Origin of the sequence: Mammaliicoccus sp. K-M42 (assembly GCF_022386375.1) — a bacterium.
In the GTDB taxonomy this organism is placed as follows: Bacteria; Bacillota; Bacilli; order Staphylococcales; family Staphylococcaceae; genus Mammaliicoccus; species Mammaliicoccus fleurettii.
Genome location: NZ_JAJNIS010000006.1, coordinates 20476 through 39392, shown reverse-complemented (window position 1 = coordinate 39392; position 18917 = coordinate 20476). Strand labels below are relative to the sequence as shown.

The 18917-nt window shown below is 31.1% G+C and carries 18 protein-coding genes; 14 read left to right on the top strand and 4 right to left on the bottom strand.

Going from position 1 to position 18917, the window contains the following annotated elements:
• The first annotated feature begins 139 nt into the window (after positions 1 to 139).
• Positions 140 to 1753 (top strand): ABC transporter ATP-binding protein/permease, encoded by a 1614-nt coding sequence (locus tag LQ668_RS05370; RefSeq protein ID WP_107509564.1) that lies wholly within the window; start codon positions 140 to 142, stop codon positions 1751 to 1753.
• Positions 1750 to 3417, top strand: a complete 1668-nt coding sequence (gene cydC, locus LQ668_RS05365; RefSeq protein WP_107509563.1) for a thiol reductant ABC exporter subunit CydC — start codon at positions 1750 to 1752, stop codon at positions 3415 to 3417. Before LQ668_RS05370 ends, cydC begins: the two co-directional genes overlap by 4 nt.
• A 35-nt stretch (positions 3418 to 3452) precedes the next feature.
• Here the strand turns inward: cydC and LQ668_RS05360 are convergent, their stop codons facing one another.
• Entirely contained in the window at positions 3453 to 3899 is a 447-nt protein-coding gene (locus tag LQ668_RS05360) for a MarR family winged helix-turn-helix transcriptional regulator (protein ID WP_107509562.1), read from the bottom strand.
• 202 nt (positions 3900 to 4101) lie between these two features.
• On the opposite strand from LQ668_RS05360, the gene LQ668_RS05355 reads away from it, so the two are divergent.
• Positions 4102 to 5031, top strand: coding sequence for a CobW family GTP-binding protein (locus LQ668_RS05355; RefSeq protein WP_239775923.1), 930 nt, complete (start codon positions 4102 to 4104; stop codon positions 5029 to 5031).
• An 11-nt stretch (positions 5032 to 5042) separates the two neighbouring features.
• The gene (locus LQ668_RS05350) at positions 5043 to 5951 is read left to right on the top strand and encodes an aldo/keto reductase (protein WP_078357332.1); all 909 of its coding nucleotides are present in this window, start codon (positions 5043 to 5045) and stop codon (positions 5949 to 5951) included.
• Between the two features lie 272 nt (positions 5952 to 6223).
• On the opposite strand, the gene LQ668_RS05345 is transcribed toward LQ668_RS05350, so the two are convergent.
• Positions 6224 to 7420, bottom strand: coding sequence for a M20 metallopeptidase family protein (locus LQ668_RS05345; RefSeq protein WP_107509561.1), 1197 nt, complete (start codon positions 7418 to 7420; stop codon positions 6224 to 6226).
• A 175-nt stretch (positions 7421 to 7595) separates the two neighbouring features.
• Between LQ668_RS05345 and LQ668_RS05340 the strand changes: the two genes are divergently transcribed.
• From LQ668_RS05340 to LQ668_RS05305, 8 genes are all read left to right on the top strand, one after another.
• Positions 7596 to 8354, top strand: a complete 759-nt coding sequence (locus tag LQ668_RS05340; protein WP_107509560.1) for a DeoR/GlpR family DNA-binding transcription regulator — start codon at positions 7596 to 7598, stop codon at positions 8352 to 8354.
• Complete coding sequence (gene pfkB, locus LQ668_RS05335; protein WP_107509559.1) at positions 8354 to 9265, top strand: 1-phosphofructokinase; 912 nt, start codon at positions 8354 to 8356, stop codon at positions 9263 to 9265. Before LQ668_RS05340 ends, pfkB begins: the two co-directional genes overlap by 1 nt.
• Positions 9266 to 9283: 18 nt before the next feature.
• Positions 9284 to 11218 carry a PTS fructose transporter subunit IIABC gene (locus tag LQ668_RS05330; protein WP_107509558.1) on the top strand — a complete coding sequence of 645 codons (1935 nt, stop codon included), beginning with the start codon at positions 9284 to 9286 and terminating at the stop codon, positions 11216 to 11218.
• Between the two features lie 508 nt (positions 11219 to 11726).
• A complete protein-coding gene (locus LQ668_RS05325; RefSeq protein WP_107509557.1) occupies positions 11727 to 12518 on the top strand; it encodes an alpha/beta fold hydrolase in 792 nt (263 codons plus the stop codon).
• Positions 12519 to 12711: 193 nt separating this feature from the next.
• Positions 12712 to 14058, top strand: a complete 1347-nt coding sequence (locus LQ668_RS05320) for a hemolysin family protein (RefSeq protein ID WP_078357338.1) — start codon at positions 12712 to 12714, stop codon at positions 14056 to 14058.
• A gap of 153 nt (positions 14059 to 14211) precedes the next feature.
• The gene (locus LQ668_RS05315; protein WP_078357339.1) at positions 14212 to 14934 is read left to right on the top strand and encodes a pseudouridine synthase; all 723 of its coding nucleotides are present in this window, start codon (positions 14212 to 14214) and stop codon (positions 14932 to 14934) included.
• Between the two features lie 13 nt (positions 14935 to 14947).
• Positions 14948 to 15775, top strand: a complete 828-nt coding sequence (locus LQ668_RS05310; RefSeq protein ID WP_107509556.1) for an aldo/keto reductase — start codon at positions 14948 to 14950, stop codon at positions 15773 to 15775.
• Between the two features lie 85 nt (positions 15776 to 15860).
• Positions 15861 to 16583: a YwiC-like family protein gene (locus tag LQ668_RS05305; protein ID WP_107509555.1), complete on the top strand. Its 723-nt coding sequence runs from the start codon at positions 15861 to 15863 to the stop codon at positions 16581 to 16583.
• Between the two features lie 93 nt (positions 16584 to 16676).
• On the opposite strand, the gene LQ668_RS05300 is transcribed toward LQ668_RS05305, so the two are convergent.
• A complete protein-coding gene (locus tag LQ668_RS05300) occupies positions 16677 to 16925 on the bottom strand; it encodes a GlsB/YeaQ/YmgE family stress response membrane protein (protein ID WP_078357342.1) in 249 nt (82 codons plus the stop codon).
• 48 nt (positions 16926 to 16973) lie between these two features.
• The gene (locus tag LQ668_RS05295) at positions 16974 to 17615 is read right to left on the bottom strand and encodes a hypothetical protein (RefSeq protein WP_115337725.1); all 642 of its coding nucleotides are present in this window, start codon (positions 17613 to 17615) and stop codon (positions 16974 to 16976) included.
• Between the two features lie 186 nt (positions 17616 to 17801).
• Between LQ668_RS05295 and LQ668_RS05290 the strand changes: the two genes are divergently transcribed.
• Together LQ668_RS05290 and LQ668_RS05285 are read left to right on the top strand one after the other, a co-directional pair.
• Complete coding sequence (locus tag LQ668_RS05290; RefSeq protein WP_107509553.1) at positions 17802 to 18149, top strand: PadR family transcriptional regulator; 348 nt, start codon at positions 17802 to 17804, stop codon at positions 18147 to 18149.
• Positions 18133 to 18801: a DUF1129 family protein gene (locus LQ668_RS05285; protein WP_239775922.1), complete on the top strand. Its 669-nt coding sequence runs from the start codon at positions 18133 to 18135 to the stop codon at positions 18799 to 18801. Before LQ668_RS05290 ends, LQ668_RS05285 begins: the two co-directional genes overlap by 17 nt.
• Positions 18802 to 18917 lie beyond the last annotated feature (116 nt).

Here is an 18917-nt window from a genome sequence, read left to right as displayed (position 1 = left end):
TGAAAGTCTGTGGTTATTAGTAGACAATCACTGTATCATTATTGTACCAAATATTACATAATAATATGTGAATAATTAATAATACATTTTAGTTTATTTTTTAATTAAAGACGTTATAATAGAAAAAGGTGGTGAGATTGTGAAAGAATTAACAAAGTACAGTATGCAGTATAAACGCTTGCAAATTTTTATGTTTTTAGCATCATTATTACTTAGTTTAACTGTCATATTTCAAAATATATATTTAGGAAAAATTATAAATCAAATGCTCGTTGTTAAATCAAAGGATGAGCAACTTTACTTATGGCTAGCGATATTATTAGTTGTGCTGTTATTAAGAGCAGGCTTTAACTATTTGAATCAATTATCCGGTCAGAAACTTTCTTTTAAAGTTAAAAAAGATGTAAGAAATAAATTGATGGATAAAGATACAAAACGATCAAAAGTCACAATATTAACAGAAGTAGTTGAAGGTATACATCCATTTTATGAATCCTATTTGCCTCAAGTCTTTAAATCAACCATTATCCCAATTGTTATTATTATCACTTTATTTTTCATACATTGGCCGGCCGCTGTAATTATGATGATTACTGCACCGTTCATTCCATTGTTTTATATTGTGTTTGGTTTAAGAACGCGTGATAAAGCGAAAGATCAAATGCAATCTTTAGACCGTTTTGCAAGTGAGTTCATAGATTTAACGAAAGGACTCGTTTCATTAAAACTATTTAATAGAACAAATCAAACGACTGAAAAAATTCACAAATCCAGTACCTCATTTAGAGATTTAACGATGGAAATTTTAAAGAGTGCTTTTTTATCTGGATTAATGTTGGAATTTATTTCAATGCTAGGTATAGGTATTGTTGCATTAGAGGTAGGTTTGAGACTCATCGTATTCCATGATGTATCATTTGTTGTAGCAATTACGACATTATTATTAGCACCTGAATTTTATAATGCTATTAAAGATTTAGGACAGGCATTTCACACTGGTAAACAAAGTGAAGGCTATATAGAAATGATAGAAGAAATGAATAACGAAGAACAAACGAAACAATCATCTATTCAAATTAATCCAAATATGGACAATCAAGATATTATTCAATTTAACAATGTATCTTTTTCTTACCCTAAGCGTGACGATTTTTCTTTTGAAAATATTAACTTAAATATAAAAGAAAATAGTCATACTGCAATTATAGGTCCGAGTGGTGCAGGTAAATCGACATTGATTAAATTGTTATTAAATGAATTGAGTCCCAAAAAAGGTGACATCAGTTATAAGAAACCTTTAAAAATTGGTTATCTGTCCCAAAGACCTTACATTTTTAGCGCTTCTTTACTAGAAAATGTCACGATGTTCCTAAAATATGATGAGCATCATGTATTAAATGTATTAGATGAAGTGGGTCTTACGGAAAAAGTGTCTCAATTATCTAAAGGTATCAATACAATGATAGGTGATGGATACGAATTGTTATCTGGTGGAGAAATGAGAAGAATAGAACTTGCAAGATTGCTATTGCTTAATCCAGACGTTGTTATTTTTGATGAACCTACTACAGGGCTAGATATAAAAACAGAGCAGCTTATTGTTGATTCAGTTAATCAATTTGCACATGAAAAAACAGTTATAACAATAGCACATAGAAAAGCAGTTCTGAAATATGCCACTCACTATATCGAAGTACTTAATGGAGAGGTTCATGAAATAGATTTGCCTAGAAAAGGTGGTGTCATACAATGAAAAGATTATCTATAAAATTTGATAAAGATTTCTATCTATCTATTATAATAGGTGTCTTTGGTATGTTGACCGCCTTAGGTATGTTTGCGTTAAGTGGTTATATGATTTCTAAAAGTGCACTTGGAACACCACTATATGCTTTAATGATTTTAATCGTAACGATTAAATTATTTGGTTTTGTTAGAGCGATAACTAGGTATTTCGAAAGATTATATTCACATAGATCTACTTTTACAATGTTAAGAGATATACGGGTGGAATTATTTAATCATTTAATACCAATCGTTCCAAACGTGTTTAGAAGATATCGTTCAAGTGACTTGCTTACTCAAATGGTTAATAATGTCGAGCGATTACAAAATATATTACTAAGAGTGTATTATCCACCAATTGTCATTATTTTAACGACTGTAATCACGATTTTAGTTATGATTAATTTCAACATTTATGCCGGTATCATCATTGGTATATCAATGTTTATTTCAGTTATTTTAATTCCATATTTATCAGCAAAAAGAGCAAATATTCTCGCGGTGCAAGTTCAACAAAGTGAAGAGGACTATGTAGCAGAATATTTTGATTTCGAAAATGGTCGTTCAGAATTAAAAAGATTTCAGCAATTTTTACCTTTTAAAGAAAAAGTATTAAATAAACAAAATCAATATGAAGCGAAAAAATATAAAGAACAGAAATTTTTAAGTACGTATGATTTTATGTTGAACTTATCTTCAATGGTAAGTATATGGTGTATGACCATCTTATGCATATGGCAAATTCAAGATGGCGTATTAAATGCTGTATTCTTTGCAAGTATATTAATGATTACAATAACATTATTTGAACAAGCAATTCCTATGACGAACGTTGCATTTTATAAAGCAGATACAGAAAGAAGTCTTCAAAGTATCGAAGAAGTCATTAATCAATCATTTGATGAAACAGATGAAAGTTCAGTAGTAAATAAAGCTTTATTCAATGCCGAAAATTTAACTTTTAAATATGATTTTCAAGAAAGACCAACTTTAAAAAATATAGACTTTAATATCCAAAAAGGACAACATGTTGCAATCATTGGTCCATCAGGTTCAGGTAAAACAACATTGCTCAATTTATTAATGGGATTATATAGTGCGAATCAAGGTACATTATCTTATAACGGAGCATTATTATCACGAATAAATAAAGAAGAATATGTAGACGAAATCAATACAATGTTGCAACATAATCATTATTTTGAAGGCACAGTGAGAGAGAATTTATTAAATGAAGCTGAAGATAAAGAAATGAAACAAGCATTATCAACAGTAAACTTAAGCTATTTAGATTTAGACCAACATTTAACACAAAATGCAGAAAATATCTCTGGAGGAGAAAGACAACGGTTATCAATGGCAAGATTACTATTAAGAAGTGCACAAATCTGGATGCTTGATGAACCAACAGCATCATTAGATGAACAGAATGAAGAGAACATTATGAATGTATTATTAAATAAAGAAGATACAATTATCATTGTTACGCATAACTTAAAATATTTACAAAACTTCGATCATATTATTGTCATGAATGAAGGAGAGATTCTAGAGCAAGGTGATTATGAAACATTGATAGAAGACCGAGGATATTTGTATGATGTAATCCATTATAATGAGCAGTTAGTGTGAAATGAGAAAACCCAAGACATTATGTCCTGGGTTTTCTATTTCTCATGATTAATTTTATCTACATTATTTATCAATTTTTGTAATAAGCTATTGAGTTGCTTTGTTTCTTCATCATTTAATTCAGATACATCTTGAATAAGTTGAGATGCTTGGTGTAAATGTTGTTTCATTTGTTTGCTTTTCTCTGTTAAATGAACAAATACTTCTCTTTGATCTAATTCAGAACGTTCACGTTTAATGAGGTCTAAATTTTCCATTCTTTTTAATAGAGGGGATACTGTTCCTGTATCTAAGGCTAAGTCGGTTACTAGCTTTTTGACATTGACTGGTTCGGTTTCCCATAAAACGGTTAGTACTAAATACTGTGGATAAGTAATGTTGTACTCTTTGAAAATTTTGTTTGAATAATAACGATTGACTTGTCGCTGTGCATTATACAAATTAAAACACAATTGGTTATGGATATTTAAATTATCCCCCATAATCTTTCCCCCAAACTACAAATACAATGGTTCATATTTTTATAAGCTTCCTATTCATTATATAATGAATAAATTTAGTTTGTAAATATGTTTAAAAATATGTGGATTAAATGTACTAATTATAAGGTGGAACAACGTATAAATTTGAAGTCTTTGTAGTTTATTAGGTTATATCATATAATTACAGAAAGGTGGTTTGAACATGAGTCAAAGAAATGAAAATAAAAACAAAATGGCTGTTACAATTTTGACGGGATTTTTAGGAAGTGGTAAAACAACTTTACTTCAAAGGTTGATTTTAAAAGCGAAAGATTCTGGACAAAAAGTCGCAATTATTATGAATGAATTTGGTTCTTTTGATGTCGATAGTAAATTGTTAGGTGATGATGTTTCTACTCAAAGCTTATTAAATGGCTGTATATGTTGTTCATTAAAAGATGATATTGAAGTAGTCTTACATAATTTATATCATAAAGAGAATCCTGATTTAGTATTAATTGAAGCTACTGGAATTGCGCATCCTGTTGAGGTGGTAGATGCATGTCAAAATCCAACTTTAATTGATAAAGTTGAAATGCCCTCAATTATCGGCGTGATGGATGGTAAAAGATACTTAGAACGAACACGATATACTAAACAAACGAAACATTTAATGGAAGAACAAATGTTGTATTCGCATATTGTCGTTATAAATAAATCTGATGCGTTATCAGCAAATGAAAGAGAAGAACTAGAACAATCTTTGCTATCTTTTAAGCATCCACCTAAACTTCACTTTACGAATTACTCGAATATAGATGGAATTGAAATACCTGTGAATGAAGTGTTATCTATTGAAGGTAAACATAGTCATCATCACGGTATTCAGTCAATGAACTATACATTTAGTGGACCAATAGATATGCAATTATTAATTCAGTTTTTGAGACAGTTACCTGATTCTATACTTAGAATAAAGGGATTTCTTAAATTTGATGAAGAACCAGAACAAACCTATTTATTTCAATATGCATTTGGGGTTCCTCAATACGAACCAGAAATAATGAATATGCCTTTAATTATTGTCATAATAGGAGAAGAGCTAGATAAAGCGCATTTACGTAATAAATTAGATATGTTGAATTTTTCATAGGAGATGATGGGATGGAACGTATTCGTATAAATAAACATGTTAGTTATTCAAGAATTGTACATGGATTTTGGAGATTAAATGAATGGGGATATAGTAATCAGCAGTTGAATGATTTTTTACATGAAATTGTAGATAGAGGTATCACGACGATGGACCATGCAGATATTTATGGTAACTATACGTGTGAATCTTTATTTGGTGATGCACTAGCCCTAACACCGAATTTAAGAGAGAAACTTGAAATTGTTACTAAATGTGGCATTATTTTGCCGAATGAAAATAAACCTAAAAACACAGGACATCGATATGATCAAAGTTATGAACATATTATTGAATCGGTTGATCAATCTCTATTAAATCTAAAAACAGACTATATAGATACATTACTTATACATCGTCCATCACCATTAATGGACCCAGATGAAATGACAAGAGCAGTAATGCATCTAGTAGATCAAGGTAAAATTAAAGCATTTGGCGTTTCTAATTTTAAATGTAATCAATATGAGTTGTTAAATGAAAGTCTGAAAAAAGAAATGTCACATATCTCAGTCAATCAAGTAGAAGTATCACCATATCAACTAGAAAATATAGAAGATTGTACATTAAATAGAATGCTTCAACATGACGTTAAAGTGATGGCGTGGAGCCCATTAGCAGGTGGTAAAATATTTGATGCTAACGACGAAAAATCTAGACGCATATTAGAGGTTATACAACCATTAGCTTCCAAATATAATGTGAGTGTTAGTACAGTAGTATATAGTTGGTTATTAAAATTACCATCAAACGTAATGCCTATTGTAGGATCAAGCAAAATAGATAGAGTAGATGAAGCGGTTAAAGCAACTAAGTTACAACTAACTGACCAAGAATGGTTTGATATATACGTCGCTTCACGTGGAGAAGATATATTATAGTTTTTTATATAGAGGTTAGAGGTAGTGTAAGGGACAAAATTTCGAGAAATGTCCGTAAGAGGTAGTATCTAAGGAGCACAATTCAGAATTCTGCCACTAAGCGCAACCTAAGAACTGCAAATCGATTAGCTACTCACAATATAACGAAACAGGCTGGGACTTTTTAAAGTCTCAGCCTGTTTTTAATAGTTTTTATTATGTTGTTCATTAGCTTTGTTCACACAACTCAGAAGAAGTGTAATTAATTCCTGACCTCAGCAACAAATCTACTGCTATTTATTTTCTAATCTATTTAACGTAATTTCAGCTAGTGATTTGGCAGCTACGAGCATGCAATCTTCATTCACATCAAATTTAGGGTGATGATTCATATATGGCTCGGTTACGCCTTCTGGTTTGCTTCCTACGATATAAAATGATCCAGGGATTTTTTGTAAATAATAAGCAAAGTCTTCTGATCCTGTTACTTGAGGGATTTCAACTAATTGTTGGAAGTAATCTCCTTTGCTTTCTGATAAAATTTCAGCTACTTTTTCTGTTTGTTCTATATGGTTGTAAAGTACTGGATAACCATATTGATAATCTAGGTCATATTCGATATCAAATCCTACTGCTATGCTGTCTGCAATTTTTTTAATTTCTTGATACATTGTTTCTTCTAGTTCTGGATTTAAATATCTTGCTGTACCTTTAATTGTGACACTATCTTGAATAACGTTATAGCCTCCAGGTGCTTCAAATGCTCCGATTGTAACAACACCCATATCTAAAGGATCGATACGTCTTGATACGATTGTTTGAATAGCGTTTACAAAATTTGTTCCTGCTATTAAAGCATCATGTGTTTTATGTGGGCTGGCAGCATGACCGCCTAAACCATTGATAGTCAATTTGAATGTAGAACTTCCTGAGAAAGATGGTCCTTTATTATATCCAATAAATTCTGGTCCAGCTACTGGCACAATATGAATACCATAAACTTCATCTAAATCATCTAGTACACCTGATTCTACTATTGCCTTAGCGCCACCAGGAGGTTTTTCCTCAGCGTGTTGGTGAATTATTTTAACTGTGCCTGGTAATTCTTCTTTACTTTCAATTAATACATCTGCAAGTCCCATTAAATATGCTGTATGTACATCATGTCCACAAGCGTGCATAACGCCTTCATTTTCTGATTTAAATGGAACGTCTGTTTCTTCTTCGATTGGTAAAGCATCGAAATCTGCTCTTAATCCAATTGTTTGTCCTTCGCGTCCGCCATTTATTTCAACGATGATTGCATATTCATCATCTAAAGGTTGAGTCACTTTAACGTCTTTGTCTTTATAAAATGATTTAATATAGTCAGCAGTTTGCACTTCTTCAAATGATAATTCTGGATGCTGGTGCAAATGTCTTCTAATTTCAATCATTTCACTTTCTTTATTTTCGATAAGTTTAAATAGTTTTTCTTTTAAATTATTCATGTTTTTCCTCCTAAAAATATACTAAAGAAGTATAACAGTAATCTTTTTCTGTATAAAATATTTGAACTTATAAATTTGAAAGAAATTTTTGATTGATTTTGAATGTTTATGATTGAATGTGATTGACATTTTAATGAAAACGTTTTATTATTTAAAATTGAACAGGGGAGATTGTATGTTAACGACTGAAAGACACCAATTAATTATAGATGAGATTAATCAACGGGAAACGGTTACACTGCAAGAACTTATTAATTTAACGCATTCAAGTACTTCTACGATTAGGAGAGACTTATCGCAACTTGAACAAAGAGGTTTACTTAAAAGAGTTCATGGTGGTGCTACTCAAATTGCGAAGCGTCATGAAGAAAGAAATATGACCGACAAGGAATTGCGATTTCAAGATGAAAAACAAGAAATTGCTCGTTTAGCAGCAAGTCTTATTGCTGATGGAGATACTATTTACTTAGATGCTGGAACAACTACTTTAGAAATGATTCCATTTATTACACAACAAGACATTATAGTAGTTACAAATGGTTTGACACATGTGAGACCATTATTAGAAAAAGGCATTCCAGTTTATATGACTGGTGGAGAAGTAAAATCAACTACATTTGCCAATATAGGCGTAAATGCAGTTAAATCACTTGAAAGATATCGTTTTGATAAAGCATTTATCGGTATGAATGGAATTGATTTAAACTACGGATTATCAACACCAGATCCGAATGAATCTGAAATGAAAGAAAAGGCTATCCACTTAGCATCACAAGTGTATGTTCTACTTGATCATTCTAAATTTAATGAAGTCTCGTTTGCAGTAGTAACTTATGAAAAATCAATAGAACTACTGACTTCTGAAAAAGCAATTCAAACTATAAGTAATTTCGATCAATTTAAAGAAAAATATAATATTAATGGAGGATTATGATGATATACACAGTTACGTTTAATCCATCAATTGATTATGTGATGTTTACTAATCAATTTGAAGTTGGTGAATTGAACAGAGCGCATGAGACAAATAAATTTGCTGGTGGTAAAGGGATTAATGTATCTCGAGTTCTTAAAACGTTAAACGTCAATAACACAGCTACAGGATTTGTTGGAGGGTTCCCTGGAGAATTCATCAAAGATGCACTCGCTAAATCAGACATACTAACAGATTTCGTAGAAGTACAAGATGACACTAGAATAAATGTGAAGCTAAAATCTGGACTGGAAACAGAAATTAATGGACCTGGACCAAATATTGAACCAGAACATTATGAACAGTTTTTAACTAAAATGAGAAGAACAAATTCAGAAGATACTGTGATTATTGCTGGAAGTGTTCCGAGTACACTTGAAAAACCCGTTTACCAAGAAGTTGCAGAGGTACTTAAAGAAACCGGGGCAAATTTAATAGTAGACGCTGAAAAAGATTTAATGAAATCTATTCTTGCTTATAAACCTAAATTTGTGAAACCTAACAAGACAGAATTAGAAGAAATATTTGATAAGCAAATAGATACGGACCAAGAAGTTATAGAATGTGCTCAGTCATTATTAAAAGAAGGTGCACAAGCTGTGATTGTATCACTTGGTGGAGAAGGTGCTATTTATGTAGATAATAATACAAAATTAAAAGCAATTGTTCCAAATGGACAAGTGGTCAATACTGTCGGGTCTGGAGATAGCACTGTGGCAGGTATGGTAGCTGGATTAGAGACAGGTAAAGATATAGAATCAGCTTTTAAATTAGCAGTAAGTTGTGGAACGGCAACAGCTTTCAATGCTGATTTAGCAGAATATCAAGATATAGAAAAAATAACTTCAGAAGTGGTTATTAAACATATTTAAAATAAGGAGGTCATTAAAATGAGAATTACTGAACTATTGACTAAAGAAACGATAGCAATGGATTTATCAGCTACTAGTAAAGATCAAGTAATAGATGAACTTGTTACACAGTTAAATAAAGCAGGTAAATTAAGTGACGAAGCTACTTTTAAAGAAGCAATTCATAGTAGAGAATCACAAAGTACGACTGGTATTGGTGAAGGTATAGCAATTCCTCATGCAAAAACAGATGCTGTTCAATCAGCAGCTATTGCATTCGGTAAATCGATTGATGGTGTTGATTATCAATCTTTAGATATGCAACCAGCACACTTATTCTTTATGATTGCAGCTCCTGCAGGTGGTGCTCAAACGCATTTAGATGCATTAGCAAAACTTTCTGGAATTTTAATGGACGAAGATGTAAGAGCAGAATTATTACAAGCGAAAAATGAAGAAGAAGTATTAAACATTATTAACAAGCATGATGACGAAGCAACGGACGAACAATCAGAAGAACCAGCTGTTGCATCTAATGGAACAGCTTCTCAAGAAGAAGGATTAGTGCTAGCTGTAACTGCATGTCCTACAGGAATTGCACATACTTATATGGCTGCAGATTCTTTGAAAAATCAAGCTAAAAAAATGGGCGTTCCTATTAAAGTAGAAACAAATGGTTCAGGTGGTATTAAGAATCATTTAACAGACGAAGAAATTGAAAAAGCTTCAGGTATTATTGTAGCTGCAGATGTACATGTTGAAACAGCTCGTTTCGATGGTAAGAATGTTGTGCAAGTTCCAGTAGCTGATGGTATTAAACGACCAGAAGAACTTATAAATATGGCACAAGATACTTCACGTAAACCATTTGTTGCAAAAGGTGGAAAACAAAGTAGTTCTACAAGCAATGAAAAGCAAAGTGTATCTAAAACAATTTATAAACACTTAATGAATGGTGTTTCTAATATGTTACCACTTGTAATTTCTGGTGGTATATTAATGGCAATTGTATTTTTATTTGGAGAGAATTCATTTGATCCTAAGAGTGATCAATACAATGAATTCGCTGCAAATTTATGGGCTATTGGTAGTGAAAGTGCATTCCAATTAATTGTACCTATATTAGCTGGTTTTATCGCTCGAAGTATTGCTGATAAACCAGGATTCGCATCTGGTCTTGTCGGTGGTATGTTAGCAGTAGCCGGTGGTTCAGGATTCTTAGGTGGTATTATTGCAGGTTTCCTTGCAGGTTATTTAACTGAAGGTGTTAAATATGCATTTAAAAATCTACCTCAAATGTTTGAAGGTTTAAAACCAACTTTAATTTATCCAATCTTATCAGTTTCATTAACTGGACTATTAATGGTGTATGTTATAAATCCACCAACATCTTGGTTGAATAATTTATTATTAGATGGATTAAACAATTTATCAGGCTCAAATATAGTGTTACTTGGCTTAGTATTAGGTGCCATGATGGCAATTGATATGGGTGGACCATTTAACAAAGCAGCTTATGTATTTGCTACAGCAGCCTTAACAGAAGGTAATGCAGCTGCGATAACAGCAGCTATGGTTGGTGGTATGATTCCACCAATCGCTATCGCAACAGCTATGCTTATCTTCAGAAGAAAATTTACAAAAGCACAAAAAGGTTCAATCATTCCAAACTATGTAATGGGATTATCCTTTATAACTGAAGGTGCCATTCCATTCGCAGCAGCAGATCCATTACGTGTAATACCATCAATGATGGTAGGTTCAGGAATCGGTGGTGCAATTGCTTTAGGATTAGGTTCAAGTATTCAAGCACCACACGGAGGAATATTTGTAATATTTGCAACTGACTTTGGACACGTACTACAAACATTATTAGCAGTAGTAATTGGAGCATTAGTAGCTGCCATAATGTACGGATTACTTAAACCAAAATTAACTCAAGAACAATTAGAAATGGTTGAAGAAGTAGAATAATAAAATCAAAAAAGAGCAGAAATTCATTGTAAAAATGAAATTCTGCTCTTTTTTTTATAAGAACCTTTCACACTTCTTCCAACTTGTGTGAATATAGATACCTATGCTTACACTTCTTCTGACTAGTGTGAACATAGATACCCATGCTTACACTTCTTCTGACTTGTGTGAATATAGGTACCCATGATTACACTTCTTTTGACTAGTGTGAACATAGATGCCCATGCTTACACTTCTTTCGACTAGTGTGAATATAAATACCTATGCTTACACTTCTTTTGACTAGTGTGAATATAGATACCCATGCTTACACTTCTCCCAACTTGTGTGAATATAGGTGGTCTATAAATAATTTTGTATTGTAAACATGCAAATACATTCGTCTCAGTCAAAAGTATGATACTAAAATCACGTGTTTAAAATTGAATTCTCAGGGAATATTTTATATGATTAATTTAAAATATTCTCATTTAAGTAGAATATGGTAAATATAAGGAAAGAGCGAAAAATGTTATATTACAAGACGATAATAAAATCAAATGAATCAGAGTGGGTTACATTATTACATGGAGCAGGTGGTAGTTCTTCGATTTGGTTTAAGCAGATGAGATATTATAGAAAGCATTTTAATATTTTATTAGTTGATTTGAGAGGCCATGGAAAATCTGCAAATAAAGAATGGAAGAAAAATGATTCTTTTAAACATCTGGCGAAAGAAGTTGTAGATGTATTAGATTATTTAAAAATTGATAAAACTCATATTATTGGTATGAGTCTAGGTACAATAGTTGGTCAAGCAATGGCTGAATCTTATCCAGAAAGAATTTCAACTTTAGTGTTAGGCGGAGCCATTATAAATGTGAATTTAAGAACAAAGTTTTTACTTGCTGTAGGACGTACAATAATGAATTTTGTACCTTACATGTTACTTTATAAACTTTTTGCATACATTATTATGCCGAAAAAAGCACATGAAGAATCAAGATTAAGGTTTGTGAACGAAGCTAAAAAAGTTTCCCAAAAGCATTTTATTAAATGGGTTAAGCTGACAAAACTAGTGAATCCATATTTAGCCCATTTACAAGTTGCTACGAGAGACATTCCAACTTTATTTATAATGGGTGAGGAAGATTATTTATTTATGCCACCAGTTGAGAAACTAGTTAAAGAGAATGAAAATTTTACTTTAGAAATAATAGAAGAAGCTGGTCATGTATGTAATATTGATCAGCCTGAAGCTTTTAACCAAGTAAGTTCTGAATTTATTATGAAGCATTTAGCAAAGCCTATTCTTTTATAGATTATTTAAATTGAGATTAAATTGTGATATACTGGAAATAATATGCTAATATCGGGGGAGGTGACACTCAATGGGAAGGATTTAGTTTTAAATTCATATTTTATTATAAAACCTATAGAAAAACGTAATAAAAAGGTGGCCATAGTGTCACCGCAAAATATTTGGAGGTGAATCCCTAGAAATAGGGAACTAATTGGAAATTTCGACCATAATGAACTTTATTGTATTCTTTATATTAATTGCATTTACAATGGTATTTGTAGGATCTGAATTCGCACTTGTTAAAGTACGTATGACTAGAATTGAACAGTTGATATCTGAAGGTAGTAAAACAGCTAAAATTGTTCACAAGATGGTAAAAGAACTAGATTATTATTTATCTGCATGTCAACTTGGTATTACAGTTACATCACTTGGATTAGGTTGGATTGGTGAACCAACATTTGAAGTACTTATTCATCCAGTACTAGATTTCTTTAGTTTACCAGATGCATTAACAACAACTTTTTCCATCGTAATCAGTTTTTTAATTGTTACATTTATTCATGTTGTAGTTGGTGAATTAGCGCCTAAAACGGTTGCTATACAACAAGCAGAAAGATTAACACTAGTTTTTGGTAGACCGCTATATTACTTTGGTGTTGTTATGAAACCTTTAATTTGGTCTATGAATGGAACAGCACGTATTTTAGTAAGAGCAATAGGTATTCAACCTACTAACGAAGAACAGGCAATGTCAGAAGAAGAACTAAAGCTTATCATGACTCAAAGCTATCAAAGTGGTGAAATTAACCATACAGAATTAGCTTATATGCAAAATATTTTCTCATTCGATGAAAGATTAGCCAAAGATATCATGGTACCTAGAACGCAAATGGTTACTTTAACTGAACCATTTAATATCGAAGAATTATTAGAAATTATAAACGAACATCATTATACACGTTATCCAATTTCTGAAGATGGCGATAAAGACCATATTAAAGGCTTTATTAACGTTAAAGAATTTTTAACAGAATATGCTTCTGGTAACTCAATTAAAATTAATAGCTATATACATGATTTACCACTTATTCACGAAGTTACGAGAATCAGTGATGCATTAGTGAAAATGCAGAAAGATCATGTCCATATGGCATTAGTAATCGATGAGTACGGTGGCACTGCTGGTGTCATTACTATGGAAGATATTCTAGAAGAAATTGTTGGGGAAATACGAGACGAATTTGATGATGATGAGGTAAATGACATCATTAAGACTGGCGAAGATACTTACCAAATTAATGGTCGTGTAACTTTATCAGAACTTGAAGAAAAGTTCGGAATTGAATTTGAAGATTCAGATGATATAGATACTATCGGTGGATGGTTACAAGCACATAAACCAGAAATTGAAAAAGATGATTACGTAGACACTGAATATGACAAATGGGTTGTAATTGATGTTGAGAATCACCAAATTAAAACGGTAGCATTACACAAAGAATTCATGAAAGAACGTAGAAGTATTTTTGATGACGATGAAGAAGATGAAGATTAAAAAATAGTTTAATTATCAAGCAGTAGAAATCCATAATAATTGGACTTCTACTGCTTATTTTAATTAAATACAAACGTGTCTTTTTTGTCTTAACGATGCGCATCATGTAAAATAGAAATCATAGTAGATTGTTTGAGAGAGGAACACATGTGTATGAGAATTAATAAATATTTAAGTGAAGCAGGCGTTTGTTCAAGGCGTGGTGCAGATAAATGGATAAGTGCTAATCGTGTAAAGATCAATGATGAGTTGGCAACCTTAGGATCAAAAGTAGAAGAATTCGATATTGTTAAGGTCGATAATGAAATCATAACGATTGATAAAGGCTATGTTTATATCGCATTAAATAAACCTCGTGGTATTACATCCACTACAGAACGACATATTAAAGGTAACGTTGTTGACTATGTGAATCATCAAGAAAGAATTTTTCATATTGGTAGACTTGATAAAGATTCTGAAGGGCTGCTGTTGCTTACGAGTGATGGAGATATCGTAAATGAAATATTACGTGCTGAGAACAATCATGAAAAAGAATATGTCGTTTCAGTAGATAAACCAATCACTAAAGATTTCGTTAAACAAATGTCTGAAGGGGTAGAAATATTAGAGCAGAAGACGCTTCCAGCCAAAATAGAGCAACTAAATGATAGAACATTTAAAATTATTTTAACACAAGGATTAAATCGTCAAATTAGACGTATGTGTGAGGCTTTAGGATATGAAGTTAAAAAATTAAAAAGAATACGAATTATGAATATTAAACTTGAAGGAATTAAATATGGTGAATGGAGAGATTTAACAAAAGAAGAATTTGAAGAACTAACGCAGTCACTTTCCTATAAACCAAAAAGAGAGCGAATGATATCTAAATAAAGGGGTTATTAAAATGGTCAAATTAAATAATGATGTAAATATTCCAGAATTAGGATTAGGTATTTATAAAATAGATGAAGCAGATGTTGAGAGAGTATTGAATACGGCAATTGAAGCAGGTTATAGAGCAATCGATACTGCTTGGTTCTATAAAAACGAAAAAGCATTAGGTCAAGCATTAAATGAAATTAATATAGACCGTGAAGAACTTTTTATAACGACTAAATTATGGAATGATTTTCAAGGATATGAAGAAACAATTAAAGCTTTTAATGACTCTTTAGAATCGTTACAACTAACATATATAGATATGTATTTAATTCATTGGCCGTGTCCAGAAGATGAATTGTTCATTGAAACATACAAAGCGATGGAGCAATTGTATAAAGAAGGCAAAATTAAAGCTATAGGTGTATGTAATTTTAAAGAGCATCACTTAGAAAAATTATTAGCCGAAACAGAAATCGTACCTGCAGTAAATCAAGTAGAATTCCATCCAATATTTAATCAAAAGGATTTACAAGCATATTGCGAAAGTAAAGGTATTAAAATTACAGCGTGGAGTCCGTTAATGAGAGGAGGAGAATGGCTCAATAACCCAGTATTGAAAGAAATAGCAGACAAATATAATAAAACTGCAGCACAAGTCATCATTAAATGGCACTTACAACAAGGCAGAATCGTTATTCCAAAATCACAAAATGACCAAAGAATTATAGAAAACTTTGATGTATTTAACTTTGAATTAACTGAAGAAGATTTAGCTGAAATTGATAGTTTTCATACAAACGAAAGACAATTTAGAGATCCTGATGAAGTTAAAATTGGAGATATGAAATAATATAAAAAACTTTCACATATTTGTTTGAATTAAGATGTATTTCATATATATCTTTTAGTAGAATAAATGTGTGGAGGTGTTTTTTTTGTTTAAATTTAAGAAACCAAATCAACATGGCGTTTGGTCAATGATTATATTGCCCATCGCATTCGGTATAGCAGTAAGCGGCTTTACATTTTTACATATATTTTTATATTTGGGCGTATTAGCAGCTTATTTCATGAGTGATCAAGTGTTTTTCTATTTAAAGAAAAGAAAAAAAGAAATTGGCTACATCTATACAGCGAGTTTATTTGGAATAATAGTACTTATATCATTTATACCTATAGTACTTTATAAATTTGAAACATTTTGGATATTTTTATTAATGATTCCATTATCGTTAATCAATGCATTTTTCGCTAAAAAGAAAAACGAGAGAGCATTTACAAATGATTTAATAGCTGTCATTATCTTTTGTTTGTTTGGCGTAATAAGTGTATTACTAAATACAGCATTATCTAATATTAATGCTTGGTTACCTGTATTTATATTGAGCTTTATGTATTTCTTTGGAACAATCTTATATGTAAAAACAATGATAAGAGAGAAAAAATCAATTAAATATAAATGGAGTTCATGGATTTATCATTTATGTATCGTAGTTATAGGATTACTAGTAAACCCTTTAATAATGATAATGTATTTACCTAGCTTAATTCGTGCAATAGTTTTATATGGAAAGAAAATAAAAATAATGCATGTAGGGTTGATAGAAATAGCAAACTCTATATTCGTGTTAATCATTGGATCGATTTATTTACATTAATGACTATATTGAACCGGTTAACGAACACAAAAGAGCAATCATCTGTATGGATGATTGCTCTTTTGTGTTTTCTTTTATTTAAAATTATAAATATTATTTTCTAATCAATTTTAAGATAAATGATAGTACGAGTATCAATATAATTGAACCGATAAGTGCTGGTATAATTGCTACTCCACCCCATACTGGACCTAAATCGCCTAGTAAAGAACCACCAATTACTGAACCTATTAACCCGGCAATAATGTTACCGATAATACCGCCTGGAATATCTTTACCTAAAATAACACCTGCTAGCCAACCTATAAGTCCGCCTACGATTAACATTAATATAAAGCCCATTGAGTGTACCTCCTTATTATATTTCTATTTCTATAATTAAGTACCCAGTTATTTTGCATTTGAAACATAATAAGATGTTTTAAATAACTTTTGCCATAAAATAAACAAAATATAAAACAGGAATACTGGTATTAATATAAACCAGTGTGGAGTAAGTACAATCATACATATTATTGCTACAATTGATAAGATTTCTCCTACTAATCGAGGATGTATAAAGTATCTGTATATACCTTTTTGGTAGATTTTTGAAAGTCTTTTACCATCTGCTTCGATTGCTTGAGTAAACAATGAAAGGTAAGCAATGATTTGCCCAAATATAAATAAACTGACACCAAAATATGGCACAGATTGATATATTGAAAGTTTACTGTCTAAATAAACGACATTTAAAGACACACTAAATACAATAGTAATGATATAAAGTACAAAAAATTGATTTTCAATATAGTTTGGAGCATATTTAATTTGAATCCATGTATGCAAGAATGCCCATATAAGTAACATAATTGTTACAGCTATCGTGATGAAGTTAATTTCTTTGATGATTATAAAGGAAACTAAACCATTCAAAGCAATTGTTATTGAAATAGCGAAATGATTTATACGCTTTTTCTTATTCATTACTATAAAGTTATATGACATTAGGACGATACACAGAATGATATTAATTGAAACGAGAAATGCCATATCTGTCTCCTACCTTAAACTAGTCTCATCTACGAATTATAACAATTCCTTAACATTTAATCACTAAATATATATTTATGTAAAGATTTTGCAAGAGTATTTGACATTATAAGTGTAATTTACTAGTATTGAAGTAAGCTATCTTGTAATACAAAGTAGTAGTAAAAATTGGAAGAGGTTATTACTATGTCGTCTATAAAGACACAAATGAGAAAAGGTTTGTTAGATGCTTGTATCTTGTCTATTATTCAATCTCAACCAGTATATGGTTATGAATTATCTCGTAAACTAAATGAACATCAATTTACAGAAGTAAGCGAAGGAACGATTTATCCGATTTTACTGAGGTTGTTGAACAAAGAATTTATTTATAGTGAATTTAAATATAGTGAACAAGGACCAAAGAGAAAATACTACTATATAACTGATAAAGGAAGAGAAGAGTTAGAAATAGTTAGTAACGAATGGCTAAAAATAAAAGACCCAATTACTAAATTGTTAAAAGGGAGTACTGACGATGACAAGAACAACTAAACAATTGATTGATGAAAATAATACTAAAAGAAAGCAATTAAATGAAGGAGATTTAGAAGTATATGAAGACTTCTTATTATATGTAAGAACAGACTTAAGAGTTAGTGAACATGAGACAGAAGTTATTTTGATGGATGTATTAGATCATTTATTAGAAGCTACTTCTCACGGTACATCAGCTATAACATTTTTTGGACATGACGTTAAAGGACATGCTGATGAAATTTTAGAAGAGCTGCCTAATGAATCTAACAAAGCAATTATGAAGATGGTAATGATGGGTGTTGCTTACTTCTATAGTATTTATTTTATTGTCTCAGGTATAGCTGGTATTTTTGCAGACTATAAGTCACCGATAATATCCATGATTTCGCTATTAATACTAGTTCCAATAGGTGGATTCTTTATAGTGAAAATTCTATTCAATATTATTCAAAGATATATATTTGATAAATCTAAATATAAGACACTGAAAGAAACAGTTTATGCAGGTTTATTAGTTGGCGTAATTCCAGCTTTATTAATATTAACACCAAACATTATATTTAAAGATATGATGAAAGTTTATATTCCATGGTGGATATTCATGTTAATAGGTATCGCTATTTTTGGACTATATAAAATGTCGCAGAATAAAAAGAAAATAGCATAAAAGAGGGTTGGACAGAAGTCTAATCTCAATATAATGAAAGCCTGAGACAAAATAGTTGTCCCAGGCTTTCGTTTTATAGTGTTGATTTTGAGAATGTCATAGATTAACTTGTGACT